This is a genomic window from Modestobacter altitudinis (assembly GCF_005930475.1).
Lineage (GTDB): Bacteria > Actinomycetota > Actinomycetes > Mycobacteriales > Geodermatophilaceae > Modestobacter > Modestobacter altitudinis.
In genome coordinates this window covers 1-19,183 of record NZ_SJEW01000087.1, presented here as the reverse complement: position 1 = coordinate 19,183, position 19,183 = coordinate 1, and the positions used below count along the sequence as shown (strand labels likewise).

The 19,183-nt window shown below is 75.4% G+C and carries 18 protein-coding genes; 6 read left to right on the top strand and 12 right to left on the bottom strand.

Annotated features, from left to right (window positions below; translation table 11 throughout):
- Positions 1-161 precede the first annotated feature (161 nt).
- From FHL79_RS22250 to thpR, 5 genes are all read left to right on the top strand, one after another.
- Positions 162-1,706, top strand: a complete 1,545-nt coding sequence (locus tag FHL79_RS22250; RefSeq protein ID WP_138760741.1) for an NCS2 family permease — start codon at positions 162-164, stop codon at positions 1,704-1,706.
- Between the two features lie 77 nt (positions 1,707-1,783).
- Complete coding sequence (locus FHL79_RS22245) at positions 1,784-2,218, top strand: MarR family winged helix-turn-helix transcriptional regulator (protein WP_138760740.1); 435 nt, start codon at positions 1,784-1,786, stop codon at positions 2,216-2,218.
- A gap of 38 nt (positions 2,219-2,256) precedes the next feature.
- Positions 2,257-3,609 (top strand): MFS transporter, encoded by a 1,353-nt coding sequence (locus FHL79_RS22240; RefSeq protein WP_138760739.1) that lies wholly within the window; start codon positions 2,257-2,259, stop codon positions 3,607-3,609.
- 58 nt (positions 3,610-3,667) lie between these two features.
- Positions 3,668-4,222: a hypothetical protein gene (locus tag FHL79_RS22235; protein WP_138760738.1), complete on the top strand. Its 555-nt coding sequence runs from the start codon at positions 3,668-3,670 to the stop codon at positions 4,220-4,222.
- Positions 4,219-4,800: an RNA 2',3'-cyclic phosphodiesterase gene (gene thpR / locus FHL79_RS22230; RefSeq protein ID WP_138760737.1), complete on the top strand. Its 582-nt coding sequence runs from the start codon at positions 4,219-4,221 to the stop codon at positions 4,798-4,800. Before FHL79_RS22235 ends, thpR begins: the two co-directional genes overlap by 4 nt.
- A 72-nt stretch (positions 4,801-4,872) precedes the next feature.
- On the opposite strand, the gene FHL79_RS22225 is transcribed toward thpR, so the two are convergent.
- Entirely contained in the window at positions 4,873-5,841 is a 969-nt protein-coding gene (locus FHL79_RS22225) for an aldo/keto reductase (protein WP_138760736.1), read from the bottom strand.
- Positions 5,842-5,868: 27 nt separating this feature from the next.
- Between FHL79_RS22225 and FHL79_RS22220 the strand changes: the two genes are divergently transcribed.
- Positions 5,869-6,693: a thioesterase family protein gene (locus tag FHL79_RS22220; protein ID WP_138760735.1), complete on the top strand. Its 825-nt coding sequence runs from the start codon at positions 5,869-5,871 to the stop codon at positions 6,691-6,693.
- Positions 6,694-6,700: 7 nt separating this feature from the next.
- Here the strand turns inward: FHL79_RS22220 and FHL79_RS22215 are convergent, their stop codons facing one another.
- From FHL79_RS22215 to FHL79_RS22165, 11 genes are all read right to left on the bottom strand, one after another.
- Entirely contained in the window at positions 6,701-7,345 is a 645-nt protein-coding gene (locus tag FHL79_RS22215; protein ID WP_171058293.1) for a phosphoribosyltransferase family protein, read from the bottom strand.
- A gap of 79 nt (positions 7,346-7,424) precedes the next feature.
- Complete coding sequence (locus FHL79_RS22210) at positions 7,425-10,082, bottom strand: FtsX-like permease family protein (RefSeq protein WP_138760733.1); 2,658 nt, start codon at positions 10,080-10,082, stop codon at positions 7,425-7,427.
- Positions 10,079-10,765 carry an ABC transporter ATP-binding protein gene (locus FHL79_RS22205; protein ID WP_218938569.1) on the bottom strand — a complete coding sequence of 229 codons (687 nt, stop codon included), beginning with the start codon at positions 10,763-10,765 and terminating at the stop codon, positions 10,079-10,081. The genes FHL79_RS22210 and FHL79_RS22205 overlap by 4 nt, the downstream gene beginning before the upstream one ends.
- Positions 10,762-11,505: an ABC transporter ATP-binding protein gene (locus FHL79_RS22200; RefSeq protein WP_138760732.1), complete on the bottom strand. Its 744-nt coding sequence runs from the start codon at positions 11,503-11,505 to the stop codon at positions 10,762-10,764. Before FHL79_RS22200 ends, FHL79_RS22205 begins: the two co-directional genes overlap by 4 nt.
- Before the next feature lie 11 nt (positions 11,506-11,516).
- Entirely contained in the window at positions 11,517-12,086 is a 570-nt protein-coding gene (locus FHL79_RS22195; protein WP_218938568.1) for a TetR/AcrR family transcriptional regulator, read from the bottom strand.
- A 65-nt stretch (positions 12,087-12,151) separates the two neighbouring features.
- Positions 12,152-12,919 (bottom strand): ABC transporter permease, encoded by a 768-nt coding sequence (locus FHL79_RS22190; protein ID WP_138760731.1) that lies wholly within the window; start codon positions 12,917-12,919, stop codon positions 12,152-12,154.
- Complete coding sequence (locus FHL79_RS22185) at positions 12,916-13,638, bottom strand: ABC transporter ATP-binding protein (RefSeq protein WP_138760730.1); 723 nt, start codon at positions 13,636-13,638, stop codon at positions 12,916-12,918. Before FHL79_RS22185 ends, FHL79_RS22190 begins: the two co-directional genes overlap by 4 nt.
- Before the next feature lie 87 nt (positions 13,639-13,725).
- Positions 13,726-15,879 (bottom strand): putative bifunctional diguanylate cyclase/phosphodiesterase, encoded by a 2,154-nt coding sequence (locus tag FHL79_RS22180; protein ID WP_138760729.1) that lies wholly within the window; start codon positions 15,877-15,879, stop codon positions 13,726-13,728.
- A complete protein-coding gene (locus FHL79_RS22175) occupies positions 15,876-16,919 on the bottom strand; it encodes an ABC transporter permease (protein WP_138760728.1) in 1,044 nt (347 codons plus the stop codon). Before FHL79_RS22175 ends, FHL79_RS22180 begins: the two co-directional genes overlap by 4 nt.
- A gap of 26 nt (positions 16,920-16,945) precedes the next feature.
- Positions 16,946-17,893: an NAD(P)/FAD-dependent oxidoreductase gene (locus FHL79_RS22170; RefSeq protein WP_138760727.1), complete on the bottom strand. Its 948-nt coding sequence runs from the start codon at positions 17,891-17,893 to the stop codon at positions 16,946-16,948.
- Between the two features lie 135 nt (positions 17,894-18,028).
- Positions 18,029-19,030 carry a type IV toxin-antitoxin system AbiEi family antitoxin domain-containing protein gene (locus FHL79_RS22165; RefSeq protein WP_246081116.1) on the bottom strand — a complete coding sequence of 334 codons (1,002 nt, stop codon included), beginning with the start codon at positions 19,028-19,030 and terminating at the stop codon, positions 18,029-18,031.
- Between the last annotated feature and the right edge of the window lie 153 nt (positions 19,031-19,183).

Genomic DNA, 19,183 nt, shown 5'->3' with positions numbered 1-19,183 from the left:
GCGACGATAGGCGGCTGCGGGCCAGGTCGGGACGCCGGTACGCCGCGCGCGCCGGGGGTGTGTGGCACGCTGTCGCCGCTCTCTGCCACCCACACCGGGCGGCCCGCCGGGAAGCCGACCCGCCGGACCCCGCGTCGGTCGCCGTCCCGAGGGGTCACCCCATGCCCGAGAAGTCCCGTCCCGCCCGCACGCCCGGCAAGGGCACCGGCAGCACCGCGGTGGGGGCGCCGGCAGCGACCCCGCAGGGGACGGCGACCGCCGGGCCGCGTCGCAGCCCCGGACCGAAGGTGCGCCCGAAGAACGGCGTGGACCGGTACTTCCAGGTCACCGAGCGGCGCTCCTCGTTCGGCCGCGAGGTCCGCGGTGGGCTGACCACCTTCTTCACGATGGCCTACATCGTGGTGCTCAACCCGATCATCCTGTCCGGGGCGGACATCACCGGCGCGACGCTGCCGTTCGCCTCCGTCGCCGCGGTGACCGCGCTGGTCGCCGGGGTGCTGACCATCGCGATGGGCATCGTCGGTCGGTACCCGCTGGCGCTGGCCACCGGCCTGGGCATCAACGCGATCGTCGGCGTGTACGCCGCCACCCAGCTCACCTGGCCCGAGATCATGGGCCTGGTCGTGCTCGAGGGCCTGCTGATCACCGTGCTGGTGCTCACCGGCTTCCGCCGGGCCGTCTTCACCGCCATCCCCGCGCAGCTGAAGACGGCCATCGCGGTGGGCATCGGCTTCTTCCTCACCATCATCGGCCTCGCCGACGCCGGCATCATCCGCCCGGGCAACCCGCTGATCAGCTTCGGCGTGAACGGCTCGCTGGCCGGCTGGCCGATGCTCACCTTCGTCGTCGGCCTGCTGCTCACCAGCGTCCTCGTCGTCCGCCGGGTCCGGGGTGCGCTGCTCATCGGGATCCTCGCCACCACGGTGTTCGCCATCGTCGTGGAGGCGATCGCCGGCATCGGCCCCCGCACCGGCGCCGACGGCGCTGTGGCCAACACGCACGGCTGGGCGCTGCAGGTGCCGACCTGGCCGGGGCAGGTCTTCGACGTCCCGGACCTGTCGATCATCGGCAACTTCTCGCTCTTCGGCGGCTTCTCCCGGATCGGCGTCCTGGCCGCGGTGCTGATCGTCTTCTCGATCATGATCGCCGACTTCTTCGACACCGTCGGCACGATCACCGCCGTCGGTGCCGAGGGCGAGCTGCTCGACGAGGACCGCAACCTGCCGCGGTCCCAGCCGGTGCTGCTGGTCGACTCGCTGGCCGCGGCGGCCGGTGGCGCGGCCAGCGTCTCGTCGAACACCACCTACATCGAGAGCGCGGCCGGCGTCGGCGACGGCGCGCGCACCGGCCTGGCCAGCGTCGTGACCGGCGCGCTGTTCCTGGTCGCCACCTTCTTCACCCCGCTGGTGCAGGTCGTGCCCTCGGAGGCCGCAGCGCCGGTGCTGGTCATCGTCGGCGCCATGATGATCAGCCAGATCCGGGACCTCGAGTGGGGCGACATGTCCCTGGTCATCCCGGCCTTCCTCACCATCGCGCTGATGCCCTTCACCTACTCGATCACCAACGGCATCGGTGCCGGGGTGGTCAGCTACGTCGTCCTGCGGGTGGCCACCGGCCGCGGTCGCGACGTGCACCCGCTGATGTGGGTCGTCGCCGCGGTCTTCGTCGTCTACTTCGCCCTGGACCCGATCCAGCAGCTGCTGTGACACCGACCCCGCGCGGGCGGGGTCCTCGGCAGGACGGGTCGTTAGACAGGCTTTCTACTTCGGCTAAGGTGGAGCACGTGGCTCGGACGACGCTGGACACCGCGGCGCTCGCCCATGACCTGCGGCTGGCCGTCATGCGGTTCAGCCGGCGGCTGCGCAACCAGCGGGTGGACACCTCGGTGACCCTCACCCACCTGGCCGCACTGTCCACCCTCAAGCGGCACGGCCCGATGAGCCCGGGGGAGCTGGCCACCCACGAGCGGGTCCAGCCCCCGTCGATGACCCGGGTGGTCGTCGCGCTCGAGGCCCGCGGGCTGGTCACCCGCACGCCGCACCCCACCGACGGCCGGCAGGTGGTCATCGACCTCACCGCGTCCGCGGAGGAGCTGCTGACCGAGGAGGTCCGCGCCCGCGAGGCGTGGCTGTCCGGGCAGCTCCACGAACTGACCGCCGAGGAGCGCGCCGTCCTGCGCGAGGCCGCGGTGATCATGGACAAGCTCGCCAGTGGGTGACGCAGACGCCTGACGCAGACGCACCGCGGAGGACGGCGATGTTCGCCGCCCTGCGGGTACGCAACTTCCGGCTGTACGCGTCGGCCAACCTGGTCAGCCTGACCGGCACCTGGATGCAGCGCATCGGCCAGGACTGGCTGGTCCTGCAGCTGTCGGGCGGCAGCGGCGTCGCGCTGGGCATCACCACCGCGCTGCAGTTCGCCCCCACCCTGTTCTTCAGCTTCTACGGCGGCGTCCTCGCCGACCGCCACTCCAAGCGCCGGGTCCTGGTCGTCACCCAGGCGGTGATGGGGGCCCTGGCGCTCGGGCTGGGCCTGCTGGTGGCCACCGACGGCATCGCGCTGTGGCACGTCTACCTGCTGGCCGCCGCGCTCGGGGTGGTGTCCTCGCTGGACATGCCGGTGCGCCAGTCCTTCGTCTCGGAGATGGTCGGCCCCGACCGGCTGGCCAACGCGGTGAGCCTGAACTCCACCGTCTTCAACGGTGCCCGGCTCGTCGGGCCGGCAGTCGCGGGGTCGGTCATCGGCCTCGCCGGGGGCGACACCGCCCCGGCGTTCCTGGTCAACGCCGCCAGCTTCGCGGTGACCATCGCGGCGCTGCTGGCGATGCGCGGCAGCGAGCTGCGGCCCAGCCCGCCGGCGTCCCGGTCTCGGGGCCAGCTCCGGGAGGCGCTGGGCTACACCCGGCGGCACCCGGACCTGGTCCTGGCGATGGCGCTGGCCTTCGTGGCCGGCACGTTCGGGTTCAACACCCAGATCACCATCGCGCTGATGGCCCGGGAGGAGTTCGGGCTCGGCGCCACCGCCTTCGGCTTCATGTCCACCGCCTACGCGGTGGGCTCGCTGTCCGGGGCGCTGCTGTCCACCCGGCGGAGCACCCGGCCGCTGCAGCGGTTCCTGATCGTCTCCTCCGGCGTGTTCGGCGTGCTGCTCGTCGTCGCGGGGCTGATGCCGACCCAGACGTCGTTCGCCGTGCTGCTGGTCCCCACCGGTGCCGCCGCGCTGGTGTTCAGCGTCGCCTGCAACAGCTTCGTCCAGCTCGGCGTCGACCCGCAGATGCGCGGGCGGATCCTGGCGCTGTACTTCATGTGCTTCATGGGCGGCACCCCGGTGGGTGCGCCGTTGATCGGTTGGGTGTCCGAGCACCTGGGCGCCCGGTGGGGCTTCATCGCCGGCGGCCTGGTCTGCGTCGCCGCGGCCGTCGTCGCCGGCGCGGTCCTGGCCCGCGGCCGGCGGGTGCGCCTGGAGCTGCACGTCGTCCCGCCGAGCGCGCAGCTGCACGTGGCCGCCGGACCTCGCGCCGACCCGGTGCCGAACCGGGTCGCCGGCCTCGCGCAGGAGGCCGACGGCGAGGTCCCGGGCGAGCAGGTGGCGCGGGATCCGGCGCGCTGAGCGGTGGCACTGAGCGCTCACATTGTCACCAGCCGTCGACAGACGTAACGTCAGGCACGTGCCCTCAGCAGGGTCGGCCTCCGCGGACGTCGGGACGTCGTTGTTGCGCCTCGGCGGTCTCGTCGCGCTCTTCGCCGCCACGGCCGCACTCGTCGCCCTGTTGCTCCGCTGGGTGACCGGGGAGCTGCAGCTCAACCGGCTGGCCCGTCGTCGCCTCCGCGAGGAACCGCCGCCGGCAGTCGCTCCAGCGCCCCGGCCGGCCGGGTCCGCCGACCGTCGTCCGGCCGCCGCCGGCCACCACCCGGTGGGCCGGCGCGTGCCGGGTACCCGCTCCACGCCGACCCCGCCGCCGACCCCCCGGCCGCGCCGTCCGCTCCAGCTCGTCGCCGCCGACGTGCGGCGGCTGACCCGCGAGCTGTCGATGGTGCCCGGCGGGATGCCGATGGCCCGCCGCCGCGGGCTGCTGGCCGCCTACGACGACGTGCTGATCGAGGCGGCGGAGCTGCTCGAGGTGCCGCACCAGCTGACCTCTGCACCACCGGCCAACCGGGAGCTGGAGCGGTTGCGGCTGATCGCCTCCCTGGAGGCCGCCGGGCTGGTGGTGGCCGGCTGAGCGAGTCGGCCGGCCGGCTCTTCCTGGCCGTCGACCCGCCGCCCGACGCGGTGGCCGACCTCGACCGGGCCCTGCAGCCGCTCCGGGCGGCCCCGGGTGCACCGCGCTGGACCCCGCCGTCCCGCTGGCACCTCACCCTGCTGTTCCTCGGCGACGTCCCGGCGCACCTGCTGGCCCCGCTGACCACCGCGGTCGCCCCGGCGGTGGCCGGCACGCCGCCGCTGACGCTGCAGCTGGCCGGTGCCGGCCGGTTCGGCTCGCCCCGCCGGCCGGCGGTCTGCTGGGCCGGCCTGGCCGGGGACGTCGCCGGGCTGACCGCGCTGGCCGGCCGGCTGTCCGCGGCCGCGCAGGCGCTGGGGCTGCCGGTGGAGGACCGGCCGTTCCGGGCGCACCTGACCCTGGGTCGCTGGCGGCCCGGCCGGCCGGCGGACGCCTCCCTGCCCGACCGGCTGGCCGGCTACACCGGCCCGGTGTGGCCGGTGCCGGAGGTGGTGCTGTGGCGCAGCCACCTCGGCGGCCCCGAGCCCCGCTACGAGCGGGCCGCCGCCTGGCAAGTCGCCCGGGATCAGCCGGCCTGATCGTTCGTGCTCCTGGCTCACCGCAGGAGGTGAGCCAGGAGCAAGCACGGTGAGCCAGGACGGCGGTTCAGGTCACCAGGCGTACTGCATCGGCGCGGGCTTCTTGCCCGGGAACACCTCGTCGAGGGCGGCCAGCTGCTCACCGGAGAGCACGACGCCGACCGCCGCCAGCGAGCCCTCGAACTGCTCCATCGTGCGCGGACCGATGATCGGCGCGGTCACCCCGGGCCGGCTGAGCAGCCAGGCGATGCCGACGTCGGCCGGCGCCAGCCCCCACTCGGCGCACAGGTCCTCGTACCGCTGCAGCTGCGGGCGCACCTCGTCCAACCGCTGCTGGGCCCGCTCGTCGCTGCGCCGGCCGCCGTCGGACTTCGCCAGCGCGCCCGCCAGCAGACCGCCCTGCAACGGACTCCACGGGATGATCCCGATGCCGTAGTGCTGCGCGGCCGGGATCACCTCCTGCTCGATGTCGCGGACCAGCAGGTTGTAGATGGACTGCTCGCTGACCAGGCCGGTGAAGTGCCGGGCCCGGGCCGCCTCGGTGCCGGCGGCCAGCTGCCAGCCGGCGTGGTTGGAGGAGCCGACGTAGAGCACCTTGCCCTGGGCGACCAGGGTCTCGCAGGCCTGCCAGATCTCGTCCCACGGCGTCTCGAGGTCGACGTGGTGGAACTGGTAGAGGTCGATCCAGTCGGTCTGCAACCGGGACAGCGAGGCATCGCAGGCCCGGACGATGTTGCGGGCGGACAGGAACGTGTCGTTGGGCCAGTCGGACATGCCGCCGTAGACCTTGGTCGCCAGCACGGTGCGGTCCCGGCGCCCGCCACCCTGGGCGAACCAGGTGCCGAGCACCTCCTCGGTGCGGCCCTTGCCGGCGTCGAAGCCGTAGACGTTGGCGGTGTCGAAGAAGTTGACGCCCTCGGTGTGCGCCCGGTCCATGATCGCGTGGCTGTCCTCCTCGGGGGTCTTCCAGCCGAAGTTCATCGTGCCCAGGCACAGCCGGGAGACGGAGAGGCCGCTGCGGCCGAGGTGGGTCTGGTCCATGTGCCCGAGCCTGGCACCCTGTCCGTCGTGCCGCAGACCGACGTCCCCGCCTTCGACCGCGCCACCGCCGTCACCTGGACCGAGGCCGGTGGGCTGACCGCAGAGCTCGACCCCGGCTGGGACGTCGGCGGGGGCATCCTCAACGGCGGCTACCTGCTGTCGGTGGTGGGTCGCGCCGCGCTGCTGGAGAGCCCGCACCCCCACCCGGTGGCGGTGTCGGCCAGCTACCTCCGGGCCCCGGCCGCGGGTCCGGCCACGCTGACCGTCGTCCCCGGTCCGGCCGGCCGCACCCTCGCGCACTCGTTGGTCACCCTCGCCGACGCCGGCGGGCCGGCGCTGACCGTCACCGTGACGACGGCGACGCTGGGCACCGACAGCCCGCAGTGGTCCGAGCCGACCCCCGACGCCCCGCCGGTCGAGGACTGCGTGTCCGTCGCCGAGCACCGCGAGCTCGCCCGGCCCGGTGTGCAGGTGCCCAGGCTGTCGCTGCGGGTGGACACCCGGCTGGACCCGGCCACCGCGGGCTGGGCGTTCGGCCGGCCCTCCGGGGAGCCCCGGTTGCGGGCCTGGATGCGCTTCACCGACGGCCGGGAGCCCGACCCGCTGGCACTGCTGACCTTCGCCGACGCCCTGCCGCCGACCAGCTTCGCGATGGGCGACCTCGGCTGGGCGCCCACCGTGCAGCTGCAGGTCCTGGTGCGGGCGCTGCCCGCACCGGGCTGGTGCCTGGTGGAGGCGCGGTCGAGCGAGATCGCCGGGGGCTGGGTCGACGAGGACTACCGGATCTGGGACTCCACCGGTCGGCTGGTCGCGCAGAGCCGGCAGCTGGCCCGCTCGCCCCGCCGCCGCTGACCCCGGGTCAGCCCCAGCGGGCCAGCGCGTCGCGGACGACGTCGTCGTCCAGCTGGGTGAAGTCGGCGTAGTCGACGCTCACCGCGCGCATCGGGGTGCGCTGCAGCAGGGCGACGCCCCCGTCCACCAGCGGCCGCACCCGCGCCCAGGCGGTCGCGTCGGCCACCGGCACGGCCAGCCCCAGCCAGCCCGGGTGCCCGCTGCGCAGCTCGGCGACCGCGGCCACGACCGTCGAGCCGGTGGCCAACCCGTCGTCGACCAGCAGCACCGAGCCGTCCGCGGGCGCGTGCGGTTCGGGCAGCGCCGCGGCCCGCCCCGCCAGCCGGCGGCGGGCGTCGGCGGTGAGCGCGGCGTACCGGGCGTCGTCCATCCCGGTGAGCTGGCCGGCCGCCGAGCTGCGCACGGTGGCGTGCGCGGTCACCGCCCCGAGCGCCAGCTCCGGGAACTCCGGCGCGAGCACCTTGGCGACGACGACGAGGTCCAGCCGGGCCGTCCACCCGAGGGCGCGCAGCCCCTCGACCAGCGTCGCGCCGACGAGGACGCCGCCGCGGGGGAGTGCGACCACGGTGACCGGCCGCCCGGTGGGGAGCACCGCCGCCGCAGGCCCGACCAGGCGGCGTCCCGCGTCGCTGCGGTCACGGAACGAGGCCACGCACCGAGCGTGCCACGATGGCCCCCTCTCAGGGGCCCGCCCCGAGCTCGCGAGTGGTGGGGGGCAGGGGGGTCCTTCTTCAGGCGTCCTGGCGGAGCACCGTCGCGGGGTCGGCGCGGTCGGCGGCGCGCTGGGCGTACAGCGCGGCCAGGACGGCGACGACGACCACCACGACCGCACCGGCGGCGAGCGCCGTCCAGGGCACGTCCAGCAGCGGGGTGGGGGGCCGCACGAGGTCGACGTCCAGCCGGCGGTAGACCAGCGCCACCGCGCCGCCGGCCAGCGCGCCGCCGAGCAGCAGCCCCGCGGCCGACACCCCGCCCAGCTCGACCAGCAGCGAGCGCAGGTGGGCGCCGCGGCTGAGGCCCAGTCGGCGCGCCATCACGTACCCCGACACCCGGCTGCGCGAGCGCGCCTCCAGGTACAGCAGCAGCCCGCCGGCGGCGATGACGCCGACGAACACGGCGAGCGCGGACAGGTAGCCGAAGGTCCAGGTGATGCCGAGGAAGTTGGCGCTCTGCAGCACCCCGGCGGGCTCGAGCGCACGGAACCCGATCCCGCCGGCGGCGCTGAGCGCCTCGACCGCCGGGCCCAGCGGCCCGTTGGTCCAGATCTCGGCGGCGCGGGAGGCGCCGGCGGTGCGCTCGATCTCCGGGAGCCGGTCGGCGGCGACGAGGACCATCGGCGCGTCCTGCCGCCGGCCGGGAAGCACCCGGGCCGTCGCGACGACCTCGGCCGGCACCTCGGCGCTGCCCAGCTGCAGCTGCGGGTCCCCGGCGGGCAGCCCGGCGGCCACCACCGGCAGCCGGCCGTCCACCGCCGGCCCGGTGAGCGCGGACATGAGCTCGGGCAACGACTCGTCGGCGAAGGAGTCGTCCCAGAACGCGGTGCCGGCGAAGTCGGCGGGGTCGACGGCGAGCACCGCGACGTCCTGCCGACCGGAGCTGTCGCCCTGCCCGTCGGGTGCGGTCGCGCTGCCCTCGTATCGGACGACGAAGGTGCCGACCTCGTCGATCGCGGCGGTGGGCGTGAACCGGGACAGCGTCTGCACCGCTCGGGTGGCACCGATCTGCACGCTCACCTTGGCGTCCAGCGTGTGCTGCGAGCTGGCGGTCAACGTCGCCGTGTAGCCCAGCACCGCGACCGGCAGGGTGACCGCGACCAGCAGGGTCGCCGTGGCCAGCCGGGCGGCGGCCAGCCGGTTCAGGGCCAGGAAGACGGCGGGGGAGCGGCGCCCGGCCCAGCGGCGCAGCCGGGGCAGCAGAGCGGTGAGCAGCCGGCCGAGCAGCACCGCGGCGCCGGCGACGGCCAGCAGGGGAAAGGCGACCAGCAGCCCGTTGACCTGGGCGACGCCGCCGGTGCTGACGACCGCGTCGCGGGTCTGCAGCAGCAGCCAGCACCACCCGGCGCCCAGCAGCAGCACCAGCTCCCACGGCACCCGGGCCGGCCACCGCGGAGCCGCGCCGAGCGGGCGCTCGGCCGTCCCGCGGGCACGCAGGCCGGCCACCACGGCGGCGGCCCCCAGGCCGACCACGAAGGCCGCGACGGCGGCCACGACCGCGGCGGAGGTGGCCGACGGGTCCAGGTCGTCGGCCGGGCCGAGCCCGCTGGTCAGCACCCGGGCGGCGGCCCAGCCGGCCGCGGCGCCGGCGAGCGCGGGCAGCCCCAGCTCCAGGGCCGCCTTGCCGGCCAGCGGCACCGGCCCGACCCCGCGGGCGGCCAGCAGCCGTACCTCGGTGGCCCGCCGGTCGGCCCAGAAGCTGCCGGCCGAGGCCACCAGGACCAGGGCCAGCAGCGCCCCGGCGACGGCGACCGGGACCACCGGCCCACGCAGCCCGGACTCCACCAGCTCGGCGCGGTCGACCGCGTCGCCCAGCCGGGAGTTGACCAGCCCGGCCTCGGAGCCGGTCTCCGGCACCCCCAGGAGCTCGAACGCCCGCTGCTGCGCCCGGTCCTGGGCGGCCAGCATCGCCCGGGCGTCGCTGACCGACAGGTCGGTGGCGTCCACCGGCACCTGGGCGAGCTGCTGCGTTCCCTGCCGGTAGCCGGCCGACACCGCGTAGAAGGTGTCCGGGTCGGTGGCCAGTGCGACGGCCGGGGGAGCGGTGTTCGCGTTGATGTCGTTGGCGTACAGGACCCGGTAGTCGCACCAGTACGCACCGGCGGCGACGCTGGACAGGTCGCGGTAGAGGCCGACGACGTCGACCTGGGTGCCGGCCACGGTGATCCGGTCGCCGAGGCCGGTGCTCGCGCCCTCGGCGTAGGAGTCGGGCAGCCAGATCCCGTTGCCGGCCTGCTGGGCGACCACCTCGACGTGGGCCAGGGCGTCGGGACGGAAGTACACGCTGACCGGTAGCGACGCGAGCTCGCCGGAGGCGGTGGTGACCTCCCCGGGCGACGCGAACCGCTCCCGGCCCACCAGTGCGGCGGTCGCCATCACGGGCTCGGCAGTGCGCCCCTGCTCTGCCCACGCGGCGACCAGCGCGTCGGTGACGGCGGGGTCCGCCCGGTCGGCGCCGACACCGTCCTGCACCCAGCCGGCCTCGGCGCACTGGTCGGCGAGCTGCTGCTGCAGTGCGGCCGACCGGGCCGAGGAGAGGAACAGCGGCGCGGAGGCGACCGCGCAGGCCAGGATCGCGCTGGTCACCAGCACGGCGAGGACGGCGGCCGGTTGGCGCAACCCCAGCAGCGGCGCCCGGGTCCACGGGGCCAGCCGCCACAACGGCCGCCGGCTCACCGGGGAGCCCCCTCGGTGACCACGCCGTCGCGCATCGACAGCACCCGGTCGGCGCGGGCCCAGGCCAGCTCGTCGTGCGTGGCGATCAGCACCGCCGCCCCGCCCCGCGCGGCCTCGACGACGGCGTCGAGCAACCCGTCGGCGTGCCCGCGGTCCTGGTGCGCGGTCGGCTCGTCGGCCAGCAGCACCGCCGGGCGGAGCAGCAGCGCCCGGGCGACGGCGACCCGCTGCTGCTCGCCGAGGGAGGCCTGGTGCGGGTACCGGTCGGCGAGGTGCGCCAGGCCGAAGTCGGTCAGCAGCGCCCGGGCGCGGGGCTCCTCGGTGCCGGCGATGCCGCGCAGGCGGGCCGGCAGCAGCACGTTGTCGGCCAGGCTGAGGTCGGTGACCAGGCCGAGGGCCTGCGGCACGAGCGCGAGGTCCCGCCAGCCGAAGGTGTCCGGGCGGCGGTCGCCCAGCGGCCCGAGGTAGCGCAGCTCGCCGTCGTCCGCGGTCTCCCAGCCGCAGAGCAGGGCCAGCAGCGTGCTCTTGCCCGAGCCGGACGGGCCGACGAGCGCCACGAACTCCCCGGCGTCGACCCGCAGGTCCACCCCGGCGAGGGCGGAGACGGTCTCCACGCCACGGGTGTAGCGCTTGACCAGCCCCCGGCCGACCAGGCCGCCGGCCGGTTGCACCCGCTCGGTCACGGCACCAGCCGGCCGTGGTCGAGCCGCACGAAGCCGTCGGCGATGGCCATCACCCGGGGGTCGTGCGAGGAGAGCACGAAGCCCACGCCGGCCGCGGCGAGGTCCTCCATGGCGGTGAGCACCCGCTCGGCCGCGGCGGTGTCCAGCTCGGCGGTGGGCTCGTCGGCGACGACCAGCGCCGGATCGCCGACGACGCCGCAGGCCACCGCCAGCCGCTGCTGCTCCCCGCCGGAGAGCTGCCCGGGCAGGTGGTCGGCGCGTTCCCGCAGGCCCAGTCGGTCGAGCAGGTCCAGCGCTGTGTGCGCGGTCACCGGGGCGCCGCGCAGCGAGGCGGCGAGCCGGACCTGGGCGACGGCGTCCAGGTAGGGCAGCAGGTTCTCGCCCGGCCGCTGGAACAGGTAGGCGACCTGGCGCTGCCGCAATCTGCGGCGGGCCCGGGGGCGCAGCCGGTCGACCCGCTGCCCGGCGATGAGCACCTCACCGGCGTCCGGGGAGTCGATGCAGGCCAGCAGCCGCAGCAGCGAGGACTTGCCCGACCCGGACGGCCCGACCACCACGGTCACCCGGGCGCGCGGGATCGACAGGGTGACGTCGACCAGCGCGGGGACGGACTCGGTCGCCGTTCGGTAGGTCTTGTCGACGCCGCGGCACACGGCGGCGGGAGCGGTGTCGGTTGCCGGGGCGAAGACCGGGGCGGACAGCGGGTCCTCGGCGAACCGGAACCCCTCGGCACTGCTCATCGACGGGCAGCCTAGAGGGCTGTCACGGCACCGCCGGGGAGGACGATGTCGCCGGTCAGGTAGCGCTGCACGGTGGGGCCGATGGCCGCGACGAGCTCCTCCGGCGACGCCGAGGCGAGCGGCTCCAACCGCAGCACGTAGCGGGCCATCACCACCCCGATCAGCTGGGAGGCCACCAGCGAGCCGCGCGCCTCCCCTTCGGCCTTGGGCAGCCCGAGGGTCCCGACCACCCGGCGCAGCACCTTGGCGACCAGGAACTCGCGGAGCAGCCGGGCGGTCCACTCGTTGTTGACCGCCGAGCGCACCAGGGCCAGCCCCGCGGTGCGGCCGGGGCCGTCCCAGACCTGCAGCAGCAGCCGCACGACGTTGGCGCCGAGCTCGTCCCTCCCGCCGGCCAGCGCCGCGGGGAGCAGCTCCTCCGGGTCGGCCGGTGCCTCGATCGCGGCCAGGAAGAGCTTGTCCTTGCTGCCGAAGTAGTGGTGCACGAGCGCCGGGTCGACCCCGGCGTCGGCGGCGATCACCCGGATCGAGGCGCCGTCGAACCCGCGCTCGGCGAAGGCGGTGCGCGCCGCAGCGAGCACCGCCTCCCGGGTGTCGGGGTTGCCGGGGCGCCGACCGCCGGGGCGGGCGCGGCGTGCGGGCTGGCTCAGCTGGTCCTCCTCCGCAGGGTGGCCGCCGCCAGCCCGAGGGCCAGCAGCGCGGCGCCGGCGACGACACCGACGTCGGTCCACATGGTGCCCGTCGCCTCCGTCGACCGACCGACCTCCTGCAGGGCCTCGACGGCGTAGGTGAGCGGGAGGGCGTCGCTGACCACCTGCAGCCAGCCGGGCAGCTGCTCGCGCGGCACCAGCAGCCCGCAGAGGAAGAACTGCGGCAGCACGATGACCGGCATGAACTGCACGGCCTGGAACTCACTGCGGGCGAAGGCGCTCGCCAGCAGTCCCAGCGCCACGCCCAGCACGGCGTCGACGACGGCGATCAGGACGACGAGCGCGAGCGGGCCGGCGACGTCCAGGCCGTAGACCGTCGTCGCCACGGTCACGGTGACCACCGCCTGCAGCGCGGCGGCCAGCCCGAACGCCGCGCCGTAGCCGAGCAGCAGGTCGGGGCGGGAGAGCGGCGTGGTGAGCAGCCGCTCGAGCGTGCCGGAGGTGCGCTCGCGGAGCATCGCGATGCTGGTCACCAGGAACATCACCACGAACGGGAAGACGCCGAGCATGATCAGCCCGACCCGGTCGAAGGTGTCCGGCTGGCCGGGGCGGGTCGGGACGTCGGACCAGACCAGGTAGAGCAGCCCGAGCAGGGCGCTGGGCAGCACCAGCAGCATCGCGACGGTGCGGTGGTCGTGGCTGAGCTGGCGCAGCACCCGGCCGGCGGTCGCGGTGGTCAGCGAGGGGCTGAGCGTGGTCGTCACGCCGCCACCTCCTCGGTCTCCCGGACCAGGGAGAGGAACGCCTCTTCCAGGTCGTCGGAGCCGGTGCGGGTGCGCAGCTCCGCGGGCGTGGAGTCGCTGAGCAGTCGGCCCTCGCGGAGCAGCAGCAGCCGGTCGCAGCGGCCGGCCTCGTCCATCACGTGGCTGGAGACGACCAGCGTCGTCCCGGCGTCGGCCAGGGCGTGGAAGCGGCCCCACAGCTCGACCCGCAGCACCGGGTCCAGGCCGACGGTCGGCTCGTCGAGCACCAGCACCTCGGGCTCGCCGACCAGCGCGCAGGCCAGCGACGCGCGCCCGCGCTGACCGCCGGAGAGCTCCTCGACCAGCTGGCCGGCGGCGTCGGAGAGGCCGACGTCGGCGATCGCCGCGTCGGCGGCTGCGGCCCCCCGGCCGTACAGCGCGGCGAAGTAGCGGGCGTTCTCCCGCACGGTGAGGTCGGCGTACACGCTGGGGGCCTGGGTGACGTAGCCGACCCGCGAGCGCAGCTCCGCCGAGCCGGCCGGGCGGCCCAGCACGGTGACCGACCCCGAGCGCACCTGCTGCACGCCCACGATGGCGCGCATCAGGGTGCTCTTCCCGCTCCCGCTCGGTCCCAGCAGCCCGGTGACCTGACCGGGTGGGACGGTGCAGCCCACCTCGTGCAGGACCCGGCGTGGGCCCCGGTGCACGACCAGGTCGGTGACGGTGACAGCGGCGTCCATGACGACCTCCGACAACTCAACGAGTGATGAACTCAACGCTAGATGAGTTGTGTCGAGCCGGCAAGAGCCAGGCGCGGGGAAGAGGGATCAGCGCGCCGCGGTGCCGGCGCGGAGGAAGGTGGTGACGTCGGCCGCCGGACCCGGCCGGCAGAACAGGTACCCCTGGCCGACGTCGCAGCGCAGGTCGGTGAGCGCACCGGCGGTGGCGGCGTCCTCGACCCCCTCGGCGACCACGGTCATGCCGAGCTCGTGGCCGAGGTCGACCACCGAGCGGACCAGCGCGGCGTCCTCGGCGGAGGCCACCATCTCCGCCACGTAGCTGCGGTCGATCTTCAGCTCGTCCACCGGCAGGTGCTTGAGGTGCCCCATGGAGGAGTACCCGGTGCCGAAGTCGTCGATCGAGATGCGCACACCGGCCGCGTGCAGCCGGCGGAGGACCTCGCGGGCCCGGGTCGGCTCGGCCAGCAGCGCGCTCTCGGTGATCTCCAGCCGCAGCAGGTCCGCGGGCACGTCGTGGGCCTGCAGCCGCTGCAGCACCCGGCCGAGCAGGTCGGGCCGGGCCAGCGAGCGCGCCGACAGGTTCACCGCCACCGGGACCTGGAAGCCCTCGGCGGACCAGGCGTGCACCTGGGCCAGGGCGAGGTCGAGCACGGCGTCGGTGACCGGTTCGATCAGCGCGGTGCGCTCGACGGCGCCGAGGAAGTCCACCGGCGCCAGCAGTCCCCGGACCGGGTGCTGCCAGCGCACCAGCGCCTCGACGCCGACGACCCGCCCGCTGTCCAGCGCCACCTTCGGCTGGTAGTGCACGACGAGCTCGCCGTCGGCCAGCCCACGGCGGAGCTCGGAGAGCAGCACCAGCCGGCTGCGGTCGTTGCCGTCGGAGAGCGGGTCGTACACACCGACGCCGTCCTGGCTCTCCTTCGCGGCGTACATGGCGATGTCCGCCTGGCGGAGCAGGGTGCCGACGTCGGCCGCGCCCTCGCCGCACACGGCGACGCCGATGCTGACGTCGACGTCCAGCGAGAGGCCGTCGACCAGGAACGGCGTGCCCAGCGCGGCGTGCAGCCGCTCGGCCGCCGCCCGCGCCTCGGACACCGTCACGTCGGGCAGCAGCACCGCGAACTCGTCGCCGCCGAGCCGGGCCACCATGTCCACCTCGCGCACCAGTGGGCGCAGCCGCGGGCCCACCTGGGCCAGCAGCCGGTCGCCGTAGCTGTGCCCGAGGGTGTCGTTGACCTCCTTGAACCGGTCCAGGTCCATCAGCAGCACCGCCAGCCGGCACGGCGTGGCCGGGTCGCCCAGCAGCTCCTCGCCCCGGGCCAGGACGGCGGCGCGGTTGGGCAGCCCGGTGAGGGCGTCGTGCGTGGCCTGGTGCGCGAGCCGGGACTGCAGCTCGAGCCGCTCGGTCACGTCGCGGGCGGTCAGCAGCAGCCCACCGATGTCGGGGTCCGAGCGCCGGTCGGAGGAGCTGACCTCCAGGTGCCGCCACCCGCCGTCCCGGTGCCGGACCCGGACCAGGAACACCTGCGAGGGCTCGCCGTCGTGGGTGATCGGTGCGCCGGTGGTGGTGAACAGGTGGGCGTCCTCGGCGAACAGCAGGTCCCCGGCGTGCAGGTCCACCAGCTCGGCCCGGCTCCAGCCGAGCACCGCGGAGATCGAGTCCGAGACGAAGGAGATCTGCCCGTCGGGCGTGAGCAGGGCCATGACGTCGTTCGTGGCGTGCACCACCGAGCGGAACCGGCGCTCCCGGTCGAGGGCGGTGAGCAGCGCGTTGAAGGCGGCGGCCGCACTGCCCAGGTCGTCGGCGGACTCGACCGGCAGCGCCAGGTCGGCGGCCGGACGGCCGGGGACGTGCGCGGCGGCGACGGGGTCGCCGATGACCTGGGCGACCTCGGCGATCCGGCCGGCCAGCAGCCGGAGCCGGGTGCCGATGACGTACCGGGCGAGCAGCCAGTTCGCCCCACCGAGCACCAGACCGGCGGCGAGGCAGGCGGCGCGGAAGGTGGTCGTGGTCGCGTACGGCGACGGGACCCCGAGCAGCACGGCGAAGACCGGGAAGACCGCGCCGACCACGAGGCCCAGCACCGCCATGCCGAGGGCCAGCCGGGCGAAGACGGACCACTGGACAGGCGGGACCGCGTCCTGCGTCGTCCGCTGCATGCCGACGTCATCGGCCCCGGCGACGACCGGCTGGACTCCCCGTCGTCCCGGGCTCCCCCGGAAGGGGCGCGCTGCGGTCACCGGCGCGATGGTCGGGCCTGCCCGCGGCGGACCGCGTCGAGCAGGGCGATGAGCGCCAGCGGCACCACCGACCAGAGCCCGAGCACCCAGAGCGCCCGGGTCACGCCGTCGTCGGCGAAGTAGGTGGCGCCGCGCAGCGCCCGCACGGCGACCCCCGGCGGGAGGACCTCCGCCAGCGGGTGCAGCCACGGCGGCAGGTACTCGGCGGGCAGGTTGCCGGTGCTGGTGGCGTTGCCGAGGATCACCAGGCCCAGCGAGGTGACGAAGGTGCCGGCCGACCCGATCGCCCGCAGCACCAGCGCGGCCGTCGCGGCCACCGACAGCGCCAGCAGCCCGACCAGGACGGCGACCGTGCCGAAGCCGGCCGGGAGGGCGGCGTAGACGACGGTGGCGGCCCAGGTGACCAGCAGCGCGGAGACGACCGCGAACAGCCCGATGCTGACCAGCCGCCAGCGCAACGGCAGCTTCGGCGCCGCGGAGTAGGACTGGATGCCGAACAGGAAGCCGCCGAGCACCACCCCGAAGGAGCCGTAGAAGATCCCCAGGCCGCGGGTGTCCCCGGGCGCCAGCGGCCGCAGGTCCTCGGCCTGCAGCTGCCCGCCGGCCTGCTGGGCGAGCGGGGTGAACGCCTGGGTCACCGTCATGGTCACGCCCTGGCCGTTGGCGCCGGCGGTGAGCAGCCGGGCGGGCGCGCCGGGCAGGAAGGCGGCGTACACGTCCCGCTGCAGGACGGCGGAGCGGGCGGCGGCCTCGTCGGTCAGCCGCGAGACCGCGAGGTCGCCCGGGGCGGCCCGGTCCAGCGCGGTGCGCACCTGGTCGACCTGCGCGGCGCTGCCGACCACGCCGACCGGCAGGCCGTGCGGCACCGGGGCGTGGAAGGCGTCCAGGAAGACCACCACGAACGCCAGGCCGATCAGCGTGGCCACCAGCGCCGGGACTCCGACCCCGCGGGCCAGCGCGGCGACCGCGGAGCCCTCCGACCGCTGCGTCTCGACGCCGGCCTCCGCCGGGCCGGGTGGGGGCGTGAAGCCGCCGGGCATGCGGGTGTCTCCTCGTCGCCGGGGCGTCAGGCCGACGCTGCGCCGGCCAGCGACCGGCCCAGCGCGTCGCCGGAGCGCCAGGCGCTCTCCACCTTCGACGGCGCGCACCAGCCGTCGCCGCAGCGGCCGATGCCGGCGTCCAGCGCGAAGGGGGCCTCGCGGGGCGCAGCGGGCTTGGCGTAGCTCCACCGGTGTGCGTGCGCCCAGCCCGGGTCGGCGTCGATGCCCAGCAGCGCCCGGACCGCGGCGGTCACCGCGGGGACGGCGGTGTCGGGGTCGGCGAGGTGCTCGGCCGCGAAGGCCGGGGTGGTGTGGGCGACCAGCACCGGGGCGGCGTCGCCGCGGCGGTCGCCGTCGTCGGCCACCCACTCGAGCACCGGGGAGTCGTGCACGAACACGCCGTGCAGGTCCGCAGGCCAGCGCCGGTCCGGCCAGCCCAGCGCGACGGCCAGCGAGGGCTGCCAGCCGGCGTCCGGGACGTCGTCGGAGGTCAGCAGCCGGGCCGCCTGCGGATCGGGCATGGCCAGCACGACCGCGGCCACCGCCACGCCGTCCACCAGCGGGCCGGGGGTCACCGCGGTGACGGCGCGCCCGAGCTCGACGTCCAGCCCGGTGGCGAGGTCGACGACCAGGCTGCGCAGCCCGCTGGGGGTGCCGTAGCGGACCGGGCCGGACGTCGTCCGTTCGATGCCGCCGGGGCCGGCGACCGCGAACGTGTCGGTCCACGGCCGGGCCAGCCCGCGCCGCACCCAGTCCTCGACGACCGGCGCGAACGGCGAGCCCTCGCCCGCGGTCAGGTAGGAGGCGCCGAGGTCGACCGGCCGGCCGTGCAGGGTCCGGCCGCCCATCCGCCCGCCGAGCCGGCGCCCGCGGTCGACCAGCCGCACCGGCACGTCCCGATCGGCCAGGGCCCGGGCGCAGGCCACCCCGGAGATCCCGCCACCGACCACGACCGTGCTGCGTGCGCTGTCCACGCCGCCGATCCTGCGGGGCACGACGTGATCGCGCGCGGCGAGCCCGCACTCCGGGATCAGGTCACCTGATCATGGTGGCTCCCAGCTCAGGGTGTGGGCTGAGCCAGGAGCATGCGCGGTGAGGAAGGACGTGTGTCAGGAGGAGGGCCGCTGATCTCGGGACGTCGGCATGGTCCTGAGTCTCCTGGGAACCGCGGACGGGGTGGTCAACATGCTGTGCAGCCGGTCGGCCTTGACGTGCCAGGTGCTGCCGACGTCGGCGTGGGTCACCCTCAGCACCCGCCCACCGAGATCGCGTATCTCGTCTTCCCGGCGCTTCTCCTCCCAGAGGACCTCGGCCGCCGTTCGGTCCCGGAACGGATCGTCGTACTTGACCCGACCGTCGAACTCCACGGCGACCGCGGCCTCCTCGTACCAGGCGTCCACGCGGGCGACGAACCCCCGAGGCCCGTGCAGGTCGACCTGCAGTTCGGGCAGGGGCAGGCCGCTGCCGATGATGCGCAGCCTCCCGCGCGTCTCGAGTGGGGACTCCGCTCGGCCGTCGGCAAGGCCCGCCGCCCGCGCCGCTGCCCCGATGCCGAACCAGTGGGTCTGCTCCAGCACTGCCGAACGCAGCTCAGCAGCGGTCAGCGCGCCGCCGTGCAGGGCAGCGTCCATGGCCATGACGGCGTTCTCGAGTGACCACTCGCGGGCACAGTCGACGAGGGTGCGGGCTGGACCGGTGATGCGGAAGCCCCCGTCCATGCGGACGTGCTGCGGCGGCAGTCCAGCCCGCATCACCGAGTAGCCACGCCCCTTGCGCCACTGCTCCTCCGCGGTCAGCGAGACGCCGGCCGAGCCCGGTGCAGGAACCAAGAAGCCCAGCAGCCTTGCCGCGGAGGCGTGACTGACGGCCGGCTCCCCGCCGAGGCACAGGAGGACGGCGGCACAGTCCAACCGGTGGCGCATGGCGTCGCCCCGCTGAGAGGCGTCCTCGAGGACCTCGCGCTCCACGTACACGCCTCGCCGCAACCGATCCCACTCCCGGCGACGGATCGCTGACTGGACGTCGGCCGGTGCCAGGCCGGCGCGGCGGACGTCAGCGGCGGTGAAGACGCCCCACTGGCGGCGAGCGGCTTCGCGAAGGACCGGATGCACGGGGTCAACCCTGGCCACGACGGCACCCTCATGGGCCGGGCGCCGCGAATTTGTGGACAGGTCGGCGTCCTGACTCAGCCCCGGTGCTCCTGGCTCATGCGGAGTGGTGAGCCAGGAGCCCGGATGACCAGGTCACCTGATCCTGGGGGAGGG

Coding starts and splice junctions, on each gene's coding strand:
- FHL79_RS22175 (WP_138760728.1), bottom strand. CDS start 16,919: ATGCCCGGCGGCTTCACGCCCCCACCCGGCCCGGCGGAGGCCGGCGTC.
- FHL79_RS22185 (WP_138760730.1), bottom strand. CDS start 13,638: ATGGACGCCGCTGTCACCGTCACCGACCTGGTCGTGCACCGGGGCCCA.
- FHL79_RS22200 (WP_138760732.1), bottom strand. CDS start 11,505: ATGAGCAGTGCCGAGGGGTTCCGGTTCGCCGAGGACCCGCTGTCCGCC.
- FHL79_RS22250 (WP_138760741.1), top strand. CDS start 162: ATGCCCGAGAAGTCCCGTCCCGCCCGCACGCCCGGCAAGGGCACCGGC.
- FHL79_RS22225 (WP_138760736.1), bottom strand. CDS start 5,841: ATGGACCAGACCCACCTCGGCCGCAGCGGCCTCTCCGTCTCCCGGCTG.
- FHL79_RS22240 (WP_138760739.1), top strand. CDS start 2,257: ATGTTCGCCGCCCTGCGGGTACGCAACTTCCGGCTGTACGCGTCGGCC.